We start from the raw sequence: 18397 nt of genomic DNA, 5'->3' as shown, positions 1-18397 counted from the left end.
GGTATTCCGTCAAGTTCAGCGCCGCGCCCGCAACTCCAGCCCGACGAAGACCGAGCGGCCTGGCGCCGGCTCGAAAAAGCGGCCATTGCCTTCATTGACGATCGTCGAGCCGGCGTGGCGCCGGTTGCCGAGGTTGTCGATGCGCAGGAACGGCTGAATGCGCCAGTTGCCACGCGTGAGCTCGTGCCGCGCGCTGAGGGCGAACACGGTGGCGGCGCCGGCGAAGTCGGTGTTGGCGTCGTTGACCGGCACGCGGCCGATGTGGCGCGCTTCCAGCCCGATCACGCCGCCGCGGGCCCAGCTTGGCCGCCAGTCGAGCTGCGCCGTCAACTGCTGGCGCGGCAGTCCGGGGATGCGCTTGCCGGCGGGCACCCGATCGGCCGGGTTGCTGCAGGGCAGGGCGGTGCAGCGGCTGTAGCCGTCGCGGAACCTTGCCCGCATGAAGCTGGCCGCCGCACCCAGCGTGAACTCACCGAGCTCCGCATCCAGTGCCAGCTCCAGCCCGTGGCGGCGCGTGCGGCCGGCGTTCTGGTAGGTGGTGCGGCCGCCCTGGCTGAGCGCCGGCACGATCTCGTTGTCGCTGTGCACCTGGAAGGCGGTGGCGCTCCAGCCGCCCCAGCCATGGCGCCCACGCAGGCCGATCTCGGCACTGCGGTGGCGGCTGGCGCCCAGGGCCCGGTTCAGGCCACCCTGGCCACCGGGCGAGTAGGCCGCCTCGTTCAGCGTCGGTGTCTCCAGGCCGCCACCGATGCTGCCGAACAGTTGTAGTGCATCGGCCAGTTGCACCCGCGCGCCGAGCACCGAGCTGAAGCCGGAGAACCGCACACGGCCACTGTCGTCGTTGCCGGGTCCGATGTAATGGTCGCGCGAACTGAACGCGATGCGTGAATGGCGCAGGCCGCCCGAGAGCGTCCAGGGGCCGCTTCGCCATTCGGCCTGCACGTAGGGTTCCAGCGCGTCGGCGACGTTGCGCTCGTCGCGGCGCAGGCGGCCACGCACGCCCAGGCGTTCGCCGATGAAGTTCTCGTAGCCCCGGCGATGCTCCTGCTGGCGGCTCCAGCTCAAGCCGGCGACCAGGCCGAGCGTGGCGTCGCCCATCGGGCGCTCCAGCCGCCAGCGCGCATTGATGCCGCCGTAGCCGCGGTTCAGATCGATCACGCCGCCAGCCGAGGTCGGCGCGGCCTGGGCGGCGGGCGGAATCGCCTGGTACTGCACCACGCCGCGCTGGCCCAGCCAGCCGATCAGCTCCAGTCGCTGCCCGGCGCCCAGGCGCCGCTCCCAGGCGGCGCCGAGTTGGGTCTGATGCACAGTCTTGCGGCTGTCGTAGCGCAGCGCGTTGGCGGTGGTCTGGCGCCAGTCGGCGTCGAACTCGGCGCGCGACAGGCCCAGCGGATCCTGGGCCTGGCCCTGGTGATGATTCAGCAGCAGCACCAGCCGGCCATCGGCGTCCTGGCGCGACAGCTTGAGGTTGGCCGTGCCCTGCGTGGCCGCACTGTGCGGGCGCGCGCCGTCGGTCGTGAAGCCGCTGACGGCGAGTGCGTAGGCCCAGCCCGTTTGCTCCGGCGGAGCGGTGCGGCCGAGCACCTGGCTCGACAGGCGCCACTGCCCGTCGCTGCCGGCGGCGAAGCCGGCGCGCCATTCGCCCGGCCAGCGGCCGTCCTCGGTGGTGAGCGCCAGCACGCCGCCGCTGTTGGCGCCGTACAGCGCCGCGAGCGGCCCGCGCACGAATTCGATGCGTTCGGCCGCGCCGATAGGAAAGTGGCTGGTCTGCCCCTGGCCGTCCGGCGCGCTGGCCGGGATGCCGTCGACGTACAGCTTGAGCCCGCGCACGCCGAAGCTGGCGCGGCTGCCGAAGCCACGCACCGACAGTTGCAGGTCCTGGGCGTGGTTGTGGCGCTCGCGCACCACCAGGCCGGGCAGGCGGCTCAGGCCGTCGGCGATGCTGATCTGCGGCCGGCCGGCACGCAACTCATCGCCGCTGATAACTTCCAGCGCGGCCGGCGAGTGCCAGCGCTCGGCAATGGCGCGACTGCCCCGCACCACGATGGGGTCGAGCGCGCCGCCGTCATCGAAGTCGGCATCGGACGCCCAGGCGGACGGCAGCCAGGCGCAGGCCGACAGCAGCAGGGCCGCGCGGCGCGCCCGCACGGTGTCAGGCGAGCGTGCGCTCGGCCGCCTCGATGGTGTTCACCAGCAGCATGGCGCGCGTCATCGGGCCGACGCCGCCGGGCACCGGGGTGATCCAGCCGGCAACCTGTTTCACGCCATCGAAGTCGACGTCGCCGCACAGCTTGCCTTGCTCATCCCGGTTCATGCCGACGTCGATTACCACCGCGCCGGGCTTGACCATGTCGGCCGTGAGCACCTTGCGCTTGCCGACCGCGGCCACCACCACGTCGGCCTGCCGGGTCAGCGCGGCCAGGTCGGGCGTGCCACTGTGGCACATGGTGACGGTGGCATTGGCGGCCAGCAGCATCATGGCCATCGGCTTGCCGACGATGTTGCTGCGCCCGATCACCACCGCGTGCTTGCCGCGCAGATCGCGCATGCCGATCGATTCCAGCATCTTCATGCAGCCGTAGGGCGTGCAGGGGCGAAAGCCCGGCTGGCCGACCATCAGCGCACCGGCCGAGGCGACGTGAAAGCCGTCCACGTCCTTGGCGGGCGCGATGGCCTCGATGACGCTGCTCGAGTCCATGTGCCGCGGCAGCGGCAACTGCACCAGGATGCCGTGCACGGCCGGGTCGGCATTCAGCGCCGCGATGCGCGCCAGCAGATCGGCCTCCGCCATGTCGGCGGGGTAGCGCTCGAGCGTGGCGCCGAGGCCGGTCTGCTCGCTGTCGGCGACCTTGTTGCGCGTGTAGACCTGGCTGGCCGGATCCTCGCCGACCAGGATCACCACCAGGTGCGGCTGCACGCCGTGGCTTTTCAGCGCCTCGACGCGGTGCGCCACCTCGGCGCGAACTTGCCGGGCAAGCGCGTTGCCATCGATCAACTGGGCGGTCATGCGGGACTCTGCTGGTGAAATGAAGACAGGAAACAGGAGCCGGGTGGCACGGCGCCACGGCGGGCGCGCTCGCCATGCCGGCTGTCAGCGGGCGCGCCGGCGCGCAAGCTCAGCTTCGATGGCCGTTCTGCCCGAGCGCGATCTTGAGCAGGTCGGCCACCGTGTTGGCGCCCAGCTTTTCCATGATGTTGGCGCGGTGCGCCTCCACCGTCTTGATGCTGATGCCGAGGTCGTCGGCGATCTGCTTGTTCAGGCGACCGGCGACGATGCGCTCCAGCACCTGGGCCTCGCGGCCGGTCAGCTTGGCCAGCAGCGCGTCGCGGCTGGCGGCCTGCTGGTGCTCGGCAAAGCTGATGCGCGCCTGCGCCAGCATGCGCTCGACCAGCGACACCAGCTCGTTTTCCTTGAACGGCTTCTGGATGAAGTCCATCGCGCCCTTCTTCATCGTGTCCACGGCCAGCGGCACGTCGCCGTGGCCGGTGATGAAGGCCACCGGCAGCGGCGACTGGCGCTCCAGCAAGCGGTCCTGCAGGTCGAGCCCGCTCATGCCGTTCATGCGGATGTCGATGATCAGGCAGGCCACTTCGCGCGGGTCGTAGCGGGCCAGGAACACCTCGGCCGATTCAAAGCAGCGCACCCGGTAGTCCTGTCCTTCGAGCAGCCACTGGATCGAATCCCTGACCGCCTCGTCGTCGTCGACGACGTATACCGTGCCCCGCTTTGGAATCAAATTCATGCCGCCATCCTGCTGCTGTGGGCGCTGGGCGCCGCATCCTGCTCCGGGCCAACCGGAATCCAGAAACTGAAGCGGCAGCCCACGATGTGGCCCGCATTGTAGAGATTCTCCGCCGTGATCCGCCCCTGGTGCGCCTCGACGATCGAACGGCACAGGTTCAGGCCGATGCCCAGGCCCTCGTGCTTGGTCGAGAAGAAAGCCTCGTACAGGCGGTCCAGCACCTCCGGCGGCAGCCCGCGGCCGGTGTCGGCCACGGCGAAGTGCAGCACCGGCTGGCCGTCGATGTCGCGTTGCGTGATGCGCAGGTCGACCACGCGGTTGCCGACCGGCCGCTCGGCCACGTCGATCGACTCGGCGCCGTTCTTGATCAGGTTGATCAGCGCCTGCTCGATCAAGATCGGGTCGACGAACAGCGCCGGCAGTTGCGGCGCCACGAAGTAGGTCAGGCGCACCTGGCGCCGGCGCAGCTCGATCTCGGCCAGCTCGACCACCTGCTCGATCATCGGCGGGATCTCGGCCCACTGGCGGCGCGGCTCGCTGCGCTTGACGAAGTTGCGGATGTGCTGGATCACCTGGCCGGCGCGCTGCGCCTGGCGTGCCGTCTTGTCGAGCGCGACCAGCAGATCGGCCGGGTTGATGGTGCCGCCGCGCAGGCGCGAGATCATGCCGTTGCAGTAGTTGCTGATCGCCGTCAGCGGCTGGTTCAGCTCGTGCGCCACGCTGGAGGCCATCTCGCCCATGGTGATCAGGCGGCTGGCGGTCTGCGCCCGCTCGGCCTGCGCCGCAGCCTGTTCGGCGGCGTGGTGGCGCGCGGTGATGTCGGTGGCGATCACCATCTGCGCCAGCCGGCCGTCGACCCAGTTCAGGTAGCGCGAGCGCACTTCCAGCCACTTGTCCAGGCGCTCGATGTAGACCTCGGCGTGGTCGGCCACCGGCGTGGTGGCCAGGCCGTCGAGCGGCAAGCCGGCGAAGGCGTCGACCACGTCCAGGCTTTCATCCGAGGCCTGGGTTTCGGGCGTGCCGGCACGCACCACCAGCGACAGGTGGCCGACGGTGGTGCCGCCGAACCACTGGCGGTACAGCTTGTTTGCGAACAGCAGTTCCTCGCTGCCCAGCGGCGCCACCGACACTGAGGCATCCAGCGCCTCCAGCACGGTGGTGAAGCGCTCGTAGGAGGCCGACAGCTGGCGCCGCACGCGGTTCGGCTCGGTGATGTCGGTCATCGACGCCATCCAGCCGGTCTGCTTGCCGATGGCGTCGATCAGCGGCGAGACATACATGCGGGCGTCGAAGCGCGAGCCGTTCTTGCGCTGCACCCGCATCTGGAAGCCTGCCGGGTCGGCGCCGCCGCCGAGTTCCTCGACCAGGCGCGCCTGCAGCACCTCGCGGTCTTGTTCGGGCCAGTAGGAGAACGGCGCCGCCTCGCCCAGCAGGTCCTCCTCGGTCCAGCCGGTCATGCGGCAGAAGGCCGGGTTGACGTAGATGATGCGGCCTTCCAGGTCCAGCGCACGCATGCCGGTCAGCATCGAGTTCTCCATCGCGCGGCGGAAGCTGGTCTCGGCCAGCAGGGCGTCCTGCGCCTGTTGGCGGCGCTGGCTCTGGCGCCAGTTGGCCAGCAGCATCCAGGTGGTCATGGCGGCCAGCACGGCGACCAGCCAGAACCAGGCGCCGCCGACGGCGTCCTGCGAGGTGCGCCAGGCCTGGGCCCGTAACACCAGGCCGTTGCCGACCGGGGCGACCGGCGTTTCCACCTCGTTGACCTGGCCGCTCCAGGGAAAGCGTTCGGCCAGGCCGTGGCGATCGGGGATGCTGTGGCCGGCCAGCAGCTGGCCCTTGCTGTCGAGCAGGGCGATCGCGTACTTGGCCAGCATGTCGGCCGGCACGCCGTAGCGCATCAGGGCATCGACCGAGTACTCGACGAACAGGCCGCCGGCGAACTTGCCGCCGGGCGTGATCGGCACGTGCAGCTGCAGCACCGGCTCGACGCCGCTGGCCATGTTCGGCTGCGAATACACCGGCTGCAGCAGGTCGCGCGCCAGCTCGTAGCCGGCCTGCACCTCGCCCGGCTTCATGAGCTCGCCCTCCAGCCAGTCGCGCGTCGCGCCGACACTTGGCGACACCTCGATGCCGATCAGGCGCTGGCGTTCGTCGACCCAGCTGATCGCCACCACTTCCGGGTGCTGTACCACCATCGAGGCGGCGCGCAGGCGGAACTGCTGCGGATTGACCTCGCGGTTGGCGATGTCGCGCGCCAGGCGCATCATCTGCTCCTGCCGCTCCAGCAGGCGCAGCCGCACGCGCTGCTGGCTGTATTCGACGTCGCGCTTGACCGCCTCCTGTTCGCGCCGCAGCTCTTCCAGCCGTAGATACCAGAAGGCCGAGATAATCGCCGCCAGGAACAGCAGCACCGCCGCCAGCGGGGCCACCAGCGACAGGTGGTCGTGCCACAGATGGCGCAGCCGCCGCCACCAGGGCACTGGGCCGGGTGGGGCGCGGTCGATCGCAACCGGGGGCGGGGCAGACTGCATGGATTTCAGTGTAGGCGACTGGCCGGCTGGCGGGTGGTCGGGGAGTGCGCGCACCGGCTGCGCGGAAGTCTGTCCGACAAGCCTCCGAACCGACTCCAGGCGGGCACGATCGATGCCCTCGACCACGATACTGTCGTTATCTTGCATCCCGTATTATGAAATTATAACTCATTATTTGGAACATAGAGGGAAAATATGGGATGATTCGGACCTTGGTTCACAATGGCATCAAGCACAACACCTAAAGGAGACAAGAACATGTCCGCTGAGTCTCAAGCTGGCGCCGGTCGGCCGGCCGATTCCGACGCCCTGGAAACGCGCGAATGGATGGACGCGCTGTCCGCGGTGATCGAAAAGGAGGGTGCCGAGCGGGCCCACTTCCTGCTCGAGAACCTGCTCGAGCACGCGCGCCAGAGCAGCATCGACCTGCCGTTCTCGGCCAACACCGGCTATGTCAACACGCTGGAGCCCGAGCAGGAGGCGCGCTGCCCCGGCAACATCGCGATCGAGAAGCGCCTGCGCGCCTACATGCGCTGGAACGCCATGGCGATGGTGGTGCGCGCCAACCGCATCGAGCCGCCCGAGGGCGGCAGCCTGGGCGGCCACATCGGCTCGTTCGCCTCGCTGGCCAGCATGTGGGGCGCCGGCTTCAACCACTTCTGGCACGCCGAGAGCGAGAACCACGGCGGCGACTGCATCTACTTCCAGGGCCACAGCGCGCCCGGCATCTACGCCCGCGCCTACCTGGAAGGCCGCATCAGCGAGGAGCAGCTGGAGAACTTCCGCCAGGAGGTCCACGGCAAGGGCCTGTCGAGCTACCCGCACCCGCACCTGATGCCGGGTTTCTGGCAGTTCTCCACCGTCAGCATGGGCCTGGGCCCGATGATGGCGATCTACCAGGCGCGTTTCCTCAAGTACCTGCACGCGCGCGGCATCGCCGACACCGCCAATCGCAAGGTCTGGGTGTTCCTGGGCGACGGCGAGATGGACGAGCCCGAGAGCCGCGGCGCCATCACGCTGGCCTCGCGCGAGCGCCTCGACAACCTGATCTTCGTCATCAACTGCAACCTGCAGCGCCTGGACGGCCCGGTGCGCGGCAACGGCAAGATCATCCAGGAGCTGGAAGGCGACTTCCGCGGCGCCGGCTGGCACGTCATCAAGCTGCTGTGGGGCAAGGGCTGGGACGACCTGCTGCGCCGCGACAAGAGCGGCAAGCTCCGGCAGGTGATGATGGAGACACTAGACGGCGACTACCAGACCTACCGCGCCATGGACGGCGCCTACATCCGCAAGCACTTCTTCGGCCGCTACCCCGAGACGGCGCAGCTGGTCGAGCACATGACCGACGAGGAGATCTGGGAACTGCGGCGCGGCGGCCACGACCCGGAGAAGGTCTACGCCGCCTTCCACGCCGCCTACCACTTCGAGGGCCAGCCCACGGTGCTGCTGGTCAAGACGGTGAAGGGCTACGGCATGGGCAAGGCGGGCGAGGCCAAGAACACCGTGCACCAGACCAAGCTGCTGGACGACGAGGACATCCGCTACATCCGCGACCGCTTCAACATCCCGATCCCCGACAGCGAGCTCGAGAAGCTGCCGTACTACAAGCCGGCCGACGACACGCCGGAGATGAAGTACCTGCACGAGCGCCGTCAGGCGCTGGGCGGCTACCTGCCGACGCGGCGCGAGAAGGCCGACGAGAGCTTCACCATTCCCGCGCTGGAGACCTTCAAGGCGGTGACCGACCCCACAGCCGAGGGTCGCGAGATCAGCACCACCCAGGCCTACGTGCGCTTCCTGACGCAGCTGCTGCGCGACAAGGCGCTCGGCCCGCGCGTGGTGCCGATCCTGGTCGACGAGGCGCGCACCTTCGGCATGGAAGGGCTGTTCCGCCAGATCGGCATCTACAACCCCAAGGGCCAGCTCTACACCCCGGTCGACCGCGACCAGGTGATGTACTACAAGGAGCAGGAAAACGGCCAGATCCTGCAGGAAGGCATCACCGAGGCCGGCGGCATGTGCTCGTGGATCGCGGCGGCGACCTCGTACTCGACCAACAACCGCATCATGATCCCGTTCTACATCTACTACTCGATGTTCGGGTTCCAGCGCTTCGGCGATTTCGCCTGGGCCGCCGGCGACATGCTGGCGCGCGGCTTCATCCTGGGCGGCACCGCCGGCCGCACCACGCTCAACGGCGAGGGCCTGCAGCACGAGGACGGCCACAGCCACATCCTGGCCGGCGTGATCCCCAACTGCGTCAGCTACGACCCAACGTTCGCGCACGAGGTCGCCGTGATCCTGCACCATGGCTTGAAGCGCATGGTCGAGAAGCAGGACAATGTCTTCTACTACATCACCCTGCTGAACGAGAACTACCCGATGCCGGGCCTGGTCGCCGGCACCGAGGAGCAGATCCTCAAGGGCATGTACCTGTGCCAGCCTGGCGCCGAAGGCGACAAGCGCGTGCAGCTGCTGGGCTCGGGTTCGATCCTGCGTGAATCGATCGAGGCGCAGAAGCTGCTGGCCGCCGAGTGGGGCGTGCAGGCCGACGTCTGGAGCTGCACCAGCTTCAACGAACTGGCACGCGAGGGCCAGGACACCGACCGCTGGAACCTGCTGCACCCGACCGAGCAGCCGCGCCAGTCCTTCGTCGCCCAGCAACTGGGCCAGACCACCGGCCCGGTGGTGGCATCGACCGACTACCTGAAAAACTACGCCGAGCAGATCCGCGCCTACGTCCCGGCCGGCCGCAGCTACAAGGTGCTGGGCACCGACGGGTTCGGCCGCAGTGACTTCCGCCGCCGCCTGCGCAAGCACTTCGAGATCGACCGCCACTACATCACGGTGGCCGCGCTCAAGGCCCTGTCAGACGACGGTAAGCTGCCGGCCGCCAAGGTGGCCGAGGCGATCAGGAAGTACGGCCTCGATGCCGACAAGATCAACCCGCTGCACGCCTAAACGGAGGGACTTGTCATGGCATTGGTTGAAGTCAAGATCCCCGACATCGGCGATTTCGCGGAGGTCGGCGTGATCGAACTGTTGGTGGCGCCGGGCGACACCGTGAAGGTCGAGCAGTCGCTCATCACGGTCGAATCCGACAAGGCGTCGATGGAGATTCCGTCCAGCCACGCCGGCGTGGTCAAGGAGCTCAAGGTCAAGCTGGGCGACCAGGTCAGCGAAGGCAGCACCATCCTGGTGCTCGAGGCCGCCGCCGAAGCTGCGGCGCCGGAACAGAAAGCGGCGGCTCCCGCGCCGGCCGCACCGGCGCCGGCCGCGCCCCAAACGCCGGCGCCCGCCGCGGCAGCGCCAGCCGCTGGTGGCGGTCTGGTCGAGGTGCGCGTGCCCGACATCGGCGACTTCAAGGATGTCGCCGTGATCGAGGTGCTGGTCAAGCCGGGCGACACCGTCAAGATGGAGCAATCGCTGGTCACGGTCGAGAGCGACAAGGCCTCGATGGAGATCCCGTCGAGTGGTGCCGGCGTAATCAAGGAACTGAAGGTCAAGCTGGGCGACAAGCTCAACCAGGGCGACCTGCTGGCCGTGCTGGAAGGCAGCGGCGGTGCCGCGGCGCCGGCCGCGCCTGCGGCAGCGCCGACGCCAGCCCCTGCGCCCGCGGCAGCCCCGGCGGCGAGCGCCAGCGCACCCGCGGCCGCTCCGGTGGCCGCCGCGCCGGCCACCGCGCCCGCGCACGACCCGACCCGGCCACCGGTCGGCCTGCCGCATGCCAGCCCGAGCGTGCGCAAGTTCGCACGCGAGCTCGGCGTGCCGCTGGCCGAGGTCAAGGGCACCGGGCCCAAGGGCCGCATCACGCAGGAGGACGTGCAGGGCTTCACCCGCGCGGTGATGGCCGGCAGCACGCAGACGCAGGCCCAGGCTGCGGCACAAGGTGCTGCCGGTGGCGGCGGCGCCGCGCTGGGCCTGATCCCCTGGCCCAAGGTTGATTTCGCCAAGTTCGGCCCGATCGAGCCCAAGCCGCTGTCGCGCATCAAGAAGATCAGCGGCGCCAACCTGCACCGCAACTGGGTGATGATCCCGCACGTCACCAACAACGACGATGCCGACATCACCGAGCTGGAAGCCTTGCGCGTGCAGCTCAACAAGGAAGCCGAGAAGAGCGGCGGCCCCAAGGTCACCATGCTGGCCTTCATCATCAAGGCCTGCGTGGCGGCGCTGAAGAAATTCCCCGAGCTGAACACCAGCCTCGACGGCGACAACCTGGTCTACAAGCAGTACTGGAACATCGGCTTCGCCGCCGACACGCCCAACGGCCTGGTGGTGCCCGTCATCAAGGGCGCCGACGGCAAGGGCATCCTGCAGATCAGCCAGGAACTCGCCGAGCTGAGCAAGAAGGCGCGCGACGGCAAGCTGGGTCCGGCCGAGATGACCGGCGCCACCTTCACCATCAGCAGCCTGGGCGGCATCGGCGGCACCTACTTCACGCCGATCATCAACGCGCCCGAGGTGGCGATCCTGGGCGTGTGCCGCAGCGAGATGAAGCCGCGCTGGAACGGCAAGACCTTCGAGCCGCGCCTGATGCTGCCGCTCAGCTTGAGCTACGACCACCGCGTCATCGACGGTGCGGCGGCGGCGCGTTTCAACGCCTTCCTTGGCCAGGTGCTGGCGGACTTCCGCCGCGTGATGCTTTGAGCGGGAGCCCTGACATGAGCGAAATCCAGGTCAAGGTACCCGACATCGGCGACTTCAAGGACGTCGCCGTGATCGAAGTGCTGGTGCAGCCCGGCGACACGGTGAAGGTCGAGCAAAGCCTGATCACCGTGGAGTCGGACAAGGCGTCGATGGAGATCCCGTCCAGCCACGCCGGCGTCGTCAAGTCGCTGGCGGTGAAGCTGGGCGACGTGGTCAACGAGGGCTCGGTGGTGCTGACGCTGGACGCGGCCGATGCCGGCGCTGCGGCGCCGATTCCTGCGCCCGCGCCGGCAGCGACAGCCCCGGCGCCCGCACCCACAGCCGGACCGGCGCCGCAGGCCGCTGCCTTTGGCGGCAGCGCCGACCTCGATTGCGATGTCGTCGTCCTCGGCGGCGGCCCCGGCGGCTACTCGGCGGCCTTCCGCGCCGCCGACCTCGGCCTGAAGGTGGTGCTGATCGAGCGCTACGCCCAGCTTGGCGGCGTGTGCCTGAACGTCGGCTGCATCCCGTCCAAGGCGCTGCTGCATGTGGCGGCGGTGATGGACGAGGTAAGCCACCTGGCGGCGCTCGGCATCGACTACGGCGGTGCGCCCAAGGTCGACATCGACAAGCTGCGCGCGCACAAGGAAAAGGTCATCGGCAAGCTGACCGGGGGCCTGGGCGCCATGGCCAAGATGCGCAAGGTGACCATCGTGCGCGGCTATGGGTCCTTCGTCGGCGCCAACCACATCGAGGTGGAAGAAACCAGCGGCACCGGCCAGGAAAAGACCGGCAAGAAACAGGTGGTGCAGTTCCAGCGCGCCATCATCGCCGCCGGCTCGCAGGCGGTGCGCCTGCCCTTCATGCCCGAAGACCCGCGCGTGGTCGATTCCACCGGCGCGCTGGCGCTGGCGAGCGTGCCGAAGCGGATGCTGGTGCTCGGCGGCGGCATCATCGGCTTGGAGATGGGCACGGTGTATTCCACGCTGGGCAGCCGGCTCGACGTGGTCGAGATGCTCGACGGCCTGATGCAGAGCGCTGACCGTGACCTGGTCAAGGTGTGGCAGAAGCTGAACGCACCGCGCTTCGACCACATCATGCTGGGGACCAAGACGGTGGCCGCCAAGGCGACCGACGCCGGTATCGAAGTCAGCTTCGAGGGAGAGAACGCCCCCGCGCCGCAAACCTACGACCTGGTCCTGCAGGCCGTCGGCCGCAGCCCCAACGGCAGGAAGATCGGCGCCGACAAGGCGGGTGTCGCCGTGACGGATCGCGGCTTCATCAACGTCGACGTGCAGATGCGCACCAACGTGCCCCACATCTTCGCCATCGGCGACATCGTCGGCCAGCCCATGCTGGCGCACAAGGCGGTGCACGAGGCGCACGTGGCGGCCGAGGTCATCGCGGGCGAGCTGAAGGGCGACGAGGCGCTGGCCAGGGCAGCATTCAACGCCCGCGTGATCCCCAGCGTGGCCTACACCGATCCCGAAGTCGCCTGGGTCGGCCTGACCGAGGACCAGGCCAAGGCGCAGGGCGTCAAGGTGACCAAGGGCCTGTTCCCTTGGGCAGCCTCCGGCCGCGCGATTGCCAACGGTCGCGACGAGGGCTTCACCAAGCTGCTGTTCGACGCGGCCACGCACCGCATCGTCGGCGGCGGCATCGTCGGCACGCACGCCGGCGACATGATCGGCGAGATCGCCCTGGCGATCGAGATGGGCGCCGACGTCGTCGACATCGGCAAGACCGTGCATCCGCACCCCACGCTGGGCGAAAGCATCGGCATGGCGGCCGAGGCGGCGCATGGCTCGTGCACCGACCTGCCGCCGCAAAGGCGCTGAGGCAGCGGCCCAATCCGCCGCTGCTTCAAGACTCAAGACTTCAGTTCACCGTGAGATCCCGGCCGCAAGCTGGGGTCGCCGTCTGCGCGCTGAGGCGGCCTGGTCTCCGGCTTGCACCGGAATGGCGAACCAATGCTGGTCGCCCGCCTGGAAACGCAATCACTTGGCACCAAGCACCGGCGGCTGCGCACGCGACACCGCATCGCCCAGTCGCTGCCGCAGCTCGGCCCTGAAGTCCTCCCCGCCGCTGACGCCCAGCATGCGGGCCACGCTGGTGGTGCGATCCACTCGATAGCGTCGCCCCGTGCCCAGCGCCTGCTCGAACGCGTTGGCGCGCTCGTGCGCGGCCTCGAGGTCCACGTCCACCAGCAGCACCGCATGCGCCAAGACGGCATAGTGACCCGGCGCCGGGCCATCGCCGCGCAGCCGCCGCCAGTACTGCGCCGTGCCGGCGATCTTGCGCGCCTGCGCGCCATCGCCGCAGGCCAGGTTGAAGCGACCGTCGCAGAACGAACCTTCGACCTCCTGCCAGTGAGTCGGCACGCCCAGCGCCGCCAGCGGCGCCCGCAGCAGCTCGCACAGATGCAGATAGACCGGCTCCGGCCGCACAGCCACTCCCGCCGCTACGGTGTAGGCCAGGCTCAGGTTCAGGATGCCCGGGCCCTGCGGCACCAGTCCGCCGCCCGACGGCCGCACGTGCACAGGGCAGACCTCGGCCGCAAAGCGGGCACGCACGGCATCGAAACCCGGGTGGGTGCAATAGTTGCGCGGCACCACCAGTGACAGCGGCGCCTGCCACAGCCGGGCCACCGGCTGGCTCAACCGGTCGAGCAGGGCCGATTCCTCAGCGATCGGGTCGGACGTCGCGTCGAAAGCCTCAAGCAAGCGGAAGTTCACAGATGAACTACCAACGACGCGCTGGTGCGATCAGGCTTACACGTGCTTATAGGGCCGTCACTGCTCATACTTTAATAGCTGGTGCTGGCGACGCTGAATGTCAACGACCAATAGGTGCGGATCCGCGTCCACAGACATCCGCCCGACAATCCTGCAGCGACCGCCAGCAAGCAACGCAAGAGAATCGTCGCTGGCCACTGAGAGCACTTTCATTCTTTGGCTACCACGGTGTCATACAGCCCGATATGCGTCAGCCCGTCGTGGCTTTCGATGCCCGTGTAGCGCAACGACGCATCCTCGTAGCGCCGGAACGCGAACACGGCCTGATTCATCTGTTCGGTATTGAACACCTTCAATTGCACCAGCAAGTGAAAGTCCTCTACTGTTAGGCCTGTTACCGTGAGGAACAGATCGGGCTCCAACTTCGTGATCACGTCCTGCAAGGTGTTTTCACGGAAGTCGGTCAGGTACATGAAGGCCGGGATGCGCGTGGCGAACTTGATCAGCTTCTCCTGCACCAGCTTGCGCTTCGACTTGAACTCCTTCTCTTCCGCAGTCAACTCGCGTTTTTCCACCGGGGACAAGTCTCGCTCTTTGGCCTTGGTCTTCAGCGCCTTGATCTTCTCGCTCTTGTTGATGATCGTCTCGATGATGTTGTCGCCCAGCGAGCGCCAGCCCTCGATGCGTTCTACGGCCGCCATCGCCTCCGGGCTGGCCAGAATGCGGCGCAGCGTGCCGTTGTCCACATTCACCAGCAGCGCGCTTTCCCACTTTCGGGCCAGCAGCGTCGCCGACGTACCGGCCATGGCGATGTCCAGAATCCCGCCTGCGTCGATCTGTGTCATGTTGGCGCCGTCGTAGGCCAACACGGGCAGGAAGGCCACGAGGTCGCGCACCGCCGTCTCGGGGTTCGATTCGCCCGGCGACAGCCCGATGCCGTAGTCTGACAACTGCCGGAGGGCGCGCGTTGGCGCAAAGTCAAACACAAAGCACACCGGCTTGAGAATTTCCTCCTCGTTCGGGTTGTCGCCGTTGGGGTTCTTGATCGACCATGGCGACTGCACCCGAAACGCCGCCTGAAAGTACGTGTCGGGCGACTTCAAGTTGCGCAGCATCAGGATGGACGACCACTGCGGCACCGTCACCCCAGTGGTCAGCTTGCCGCACGACAAGGTGATGGTCTGGCTGTCGAAGCCGCTGCCGATGGCCGCCCGCACCGGCGGCAGCGCTGCCAAGCCAATGCCCGCAGACGCCCCCGCCGCCACGACGACGGTGTACCCATGCCAGAACGTGTTGTGCCGTTCGGCCAGCAGGTTCGCCATCGCATGGCACGCCGCCACGTTGGGCAGAAACCAGAACGAATGCTGCAGATACGGCAGCAGGCGCACATCCGAATAGGGAAACGGCGGGCGCGCGCCCACCTTCAGCAGTTCGGCCGAATGCGCCGTGTAGCCGCCGCGGATGATGTCCAGCCACTTCTGCACGTCGCGCTTGTGCTTGAACTCGGCCAAATCGCCTGTGCCCGTTGCCTCGAAGAACGCATTCAGGTCAAACTCGTCGAACTCCCCGCCGCTGGCGATGGCCAGCAATTCGTCCGGCATCTGGTAGGTCAGCAGCCGCATCTGCGGCAGGGCACCGTAGGGGTTGCGCTGGCCGGGGTGCTGCTCGGCAAACGCCGCCTTGGCGCGCTGCTCGTCGGTGTAGGTCCAGTTGAAAATCTGCTCTTCGATGAACTCGCCCGTGGCCAGCGCCTTGAACGGCGTGCCCGACAAGTACAGATAGGCCTGCGTGGTGATGGGCAGAAAGTCCGCCTCGCGCTCGGCCAGAACACCAAGGCCCTCGTTCACGCCCTCCAGTTCGCCCGTGTATTCCAGCTTGGCTTCTTGTTTGGCCTGCGCGTCGTCCTCGCCCTCGAACAACTCCTTCGCCGTGTCGCGCCAGGCGCCGAAGTGGTATTCGTCGAACACCACCAGGTCCCAGTTCACCGTGTGCAGCCATTCGTTGCGCGGTTTGATATTGCCCGCCGCGTCGCGCCCGAGCAAATCCTGGAACGAACCGAAATACACCACCGGCTGGTTGCGGTCCACCTGCGTCGGATCGCTGCCCGAGGTGCGCGACAAGTACTGCCAGCCGTTGAAGTCGACATGGCTTTCCAGGTCGGTCTGCCAAGCGTCCTCCACCGCCGGCTTGAAGGTCAGCACCAGCACGCGCTTGGCGCCGAGCCGCTTGGCCAATTGGTACGTGGCAAACGTCTTGCCGAAACGCATCTTGGCGTTCCAAAGAAAGCGCGGGGCCGCGTGGGCGTTCTCGGCCCAGATGGATCGGTAGTAGGCTTCGGTCTTGTCCATCGCCTCCTGCTGCTCCGCCCGCATGCCAAAGCTCTCGTGACGCGCGCCGCTGATGCGCTGGCCCGTGCGCAACTCGGCCAGCACCGTGCGCACGTCGGCCACGGTGCAGCGCACCCATTCCAGTTGCGCCTTGGCAAAGCCCTTGCGCACCAGGGCGGCGCGCACCTCATGGTCGGTGAACAAACTGCCGTCGTCCCGCTCGGCGTCTTCCTCCAGTTCGATGGTGAAGTTCTGGATGGCCGCAGTCTTGAGTTGCTCGGCCACGCGGCGGCGCACGTCGCGCGTGGTCTGGCCCACCTTGAGCAGCCCCGCGTGCCCGTCGTCAGCGATGGCGTAGGCGTAAATGCGAGGGCGTGCAGTGGGCTTTTCAGCGAGGATGTCGTCGATGGTGGGTTTACTCATCAACGTCCTCGTCAGTCACTTCCGCGTCGAACAACTCCGCGTCATGTTCGGCCACTTGGGATTCGATAAAAGCGATTTCTTCTGGACTCAGGCCGTATCGTTGGTAGAGTTTCGCGTCTGTCCATTCTTCCTCCAGGGGTAAATCCGGTACGAATCCATATACGCCGCGCGCAGCATCTTGTGTTGGCTTGCGTAGCGAGACTAAAAATCTTGCAAAACGAGTTCGCAAATAACTTGCATAATTGCGGGCCTGTGTCTCATCGTCGAACGTGCCAGCCACAATATAACTTTCGGTGCAAGCTGTAAGTGGTTCAGCAATTATTGGTTTACTGAGGAATTTGGTCTCGATCGCCGCACTCGTGCCTTGCACTCTGGTCATCAAGATTTTCCACTTATCGATCCATTGGTCATTAGTTGGAATCTCCGATCGTTCGATCCAGCTGATTTTTTGTGAGCCAAAGAGTTTGATAGGCTGCTTTAATCGAGTTGGTCGAGGCTTGCCGTGATAAAACGTCCGGAGGCCAAACGGTTTTTGGCTGGAAACTCTTTGATCCAAGGTTGGTTCTTTTTTGGAGCGTATTTTATCAAGGATGGGAATGGCTTCGTTTCGTCGCACCAACACATCATACTCATCCAAATCTCTTGCGACCGCTGGCCCGGTCGGGATGCCATCCCACATGGTTTGAAAACTGCATTGGCCATCGTGATTGCGATCCCAAAGGAAGTAGGAAACACCTCCGCGAATCTTGACGCCCGGAAAGGCTTCATAAAGTTTTGGGTAATCCACGATACTGCGTAGACGCTTGTCTCCTAACATGTTGGCTCGATAAGCGTCAAGCCCCTTACCGCCGGCCATCCAGCGCGAAGGGGTCACGAACACCGCATAGCGCGGATCGAGTTGCAGGGCCTTTTCGACAAACAGTTGGTAAATCGGCGCCGCACTGCTGCCATAGCCACCATCACCCAACTGGTACGGCGGGTTTCCGATAATCACGTCGAATTGCATATCGCTTCCAAACAGCTCGGCAATTCGAGCCTTGATGTCGGTCGTGTGGATGAACGCGTAGGCATGGCTTTCCAGCCCTTCGCCGCGGTCCAGCGCGGACTGGCTGGCGCCGCAAAAGCTGCACTTGCCATTGACCCAGGTGTGCTCGGTGCGTTCGAACCAGATGTTGCCCGCGTCCGAGCCGAAGCCCTTGCCGATGGAGTGCTCGCCCAGCGCGTGCTTGGAGCAGTACACGCTGCGCCGCGCCAGCAGGCTGGTCAGGCGCGTGATGCCGATGCCAAACACCTGCCGGGTGAGGATATGGTTGACACGCGCTTGCAGGTCGGGCATCTGCTGCGCCAACCCAAGCGTCAGGCGGCTGGTGATTTCGCGCAGGAAGATGCCGGACTTGGTGCAGGGGTCGAGAAAGCACACGTCGGGGTTGGCCCACAGGTCGGCGCCGTCGTGGTCGGCGGCCCAGGCGTCGGCCAATATGTCCAGCATTCGATGTGCCAGCGCGGGCGGCGTGAACACCTCGTCGTTCGATAGGTTGGCGATACAAGTGAGCACGTCGGGATTACGCCCGCGCAGCGAGAAGCTGGCCAAATCGTTCATGCGTGCTCCGTGGTGGTGGGCGTGCTGGCGGCGGCCAGCTCGCGCATGCTCATCGGCGGATAGGTCTGCACGGGGGTGAAGATGTCGTGTTTGCCGAACAGTGAATCTTCAGGGCTGAAGGCCGAGGTGCCGGTGAGCACGTCCAACCGGAAGTCGCGCCGCATGTACCTTCCCTTGCCCAGGTAACCCCATTCGGCAAAGGTGATGGGCACATTGGGCGCGACCTGCATCGACACCGCATCGCCGCGCACGATGTTGTGGGCCAGCACATGGGCGGCGGCGCGGTACAGGTCGTCACCTTCCTCCAATTGCAGGTATTCGGCGAACACGGCCAGCATGTTGGCGCGGCATTCGGCGGCGTTGTCGGGCAGGAGTTCGATGCCGTAGGCGCACATCAGCCCGTATAAGGCGA

Annotated in this window: 10 protein-coding genes and 1 pseudogene; 3 read left to right on the top strand and 8 right to left on the bottom strand. The window is 66.8% G+C overall.

Annotation, left to right across the window (positions count from 1 at the left end; all coding sequences use genetic code 11):
* Window positions 1-15: 15 nt before the first annotated feature.
* From PK606_RS04980 to PK606_RS04965, 4 genes are all read right to left on the bottom strand, one after another.
* Window positions 16-2148: a TonB-dependent receptor family protein gene (locus PK606_RS04980; protein ID WP_324561326.1), complete on the bottom strand. Its 2133-nt coding sequence runs from the start codon at window positions 2146-2148 to the stop codon at window positions 16-18.
* A gap of 4 nt (window positions 2149-2152) precedes the next feature.
* Complete coding sequence (gene folD / locus PK606_RS04975; RefSeq protein WP_324561324.1) at window positions 2153-3007, bottom strand: bifunctional methylenetetrahydrofolate dehydrogenase/methenyltetrahydrofolate cyclohydrolase FolD; 855 nt, start codon at window positions 3005-3007, stop codon at window positions 2153-2155.
* A gap of 109 nt (window positions 3008-3116) precedes the next feature.
* Complete coding sequence (locus PK606_RS04970) at window positions 3117-3743, bottom strand: response regulator transcription factor (RefSeq protein WP_324561323.1); 627 nt, start codon at window positions 3741-3743, stop codon at window positions 3117-3119.
* Window positions 3740-6271: a PAS domain S-box protein gene (locus PK606_RS04965; protein WP_324561321.1), complete on the bottom strand. Its 2532-nt coding sequence runs from the start codon at window positions 6269-6271 to the stop codon at window positions 3740-3742. Before PK606_RS04965 ends, PK606_RS04970 begins: the two co-directional genes overlap by 4 nt.
* A gap of 258 nt (window positions 6272-6529) precedes the next feature.
* Between PK606_RS04965 and aceE the strand changes: the two genes are divergently transcribed.
* From aceE to lpdA, 3 genes are read left to right on the top strand one after another with little or no spacing between them, the layout of a single operon-like run.
* Entirely contained in the window at window positions 6530-9232 is a 2703-nt protein-coding gene (gene aceE, locus PK606_RS04960) for a pyruvate dehydrogenase (acetyl-transferring), homodimeric type (protein WP_324561319.1), read from the top strand.
* A 15-nt stretch (window positions 9233-9247) separates the two neighbouring features.
* Window positions 9248-10921, top strand: a complete 1674-nt coding sequence (gene aceF / locus PK606_RS04955) for a dihydrolipoyllysine-residue acetyltransferase (protein ID WP_324561317.1) — start codon at window positions 9248-9250, stop codon at window positions 10919-10921.
* A 14-nt stretch (window positions 10922-10935) separates the two neighbouring features.
* Window positions 10936-12738 (top strand): dihydrolipoyl dehydrogenase, encoded by a 1803-nt coding sequence (gene lpdA, locus PK606_RS04950; RefSeq protein WP_324561316.1) that lies wholly within the window; start codon window positions 10936-10938, stop codon window positions 12736-12738.
* 159 nt (window positions 12739-12897) lie between these two features.
* Here lpdA and PK606_RS04945 read toward each other — a convergent pair whose 3' ends face one another.
* The 4 genes and pseudogenes from PK606_RS04945 to PK606_RS04930 all read right to left on the bottom strand — a co-directional run.
* Window positions 12898-13623 carry a lipoyl protein ligase domain-containing protein gene (locus tag PK606_RS04945; RefSeq protein ID WP_324561314.1) on the bottom strand — a complete coding sequence of 242 codons (726 nt, stop codon included), beginning with the start codon at window positions 13621-13623 and terminating at the stop codon, window positions 12898-12900.
* Window positions 13624-13844: 221 nt separating this feature from the next.
* On the bottom strand, window positions 13845-16385 hold the full coding sequence (locus PK606_RS04940; protein ID WP_324561312.1) for a GIY-YIG nuclease family protein: 2541 nt from the start codon (window positions 16383-16385) through the stop codon (window positions 13845-13847).
* Window positions 16378-17985, bottom strand: coding sequence for an Eco57I restriction-modification methylase domain-containing protein (locus tag PK606_RS04935; RefSeq protein WP_324561310.1), 1608 nt, complete (start codon window positions 17983-17985; stop codon window positions 16378-16380). The genes PK606_RS04940 and PK606_RS04935 overlap by 8 nt, the downstream gene beginning before the upstream one ends.
* Window positions 17982-18397: pseudogene (locus PK606_RS04930) on the bottom strand (SAM-dependent DNA methyltransferase); the annotation flags it as partial. The gene PK606_RS04935 and the pseudogene PK606_RS04930, both read right to left, overlap by 4 nt.

It is taken from the genome of Ottowia sp., from assembly GCF_035444425.1.
GTDB lineage: Bacteria > Pseudomonadota > Gammaproteobacteria > Burkholderiales > Burkholderiaceae_C > Ottowia.
Note: the sequence above shows the minus strand (reverse complement) of the source record. Positions and strands in the feature narration are given on the sequence as shown.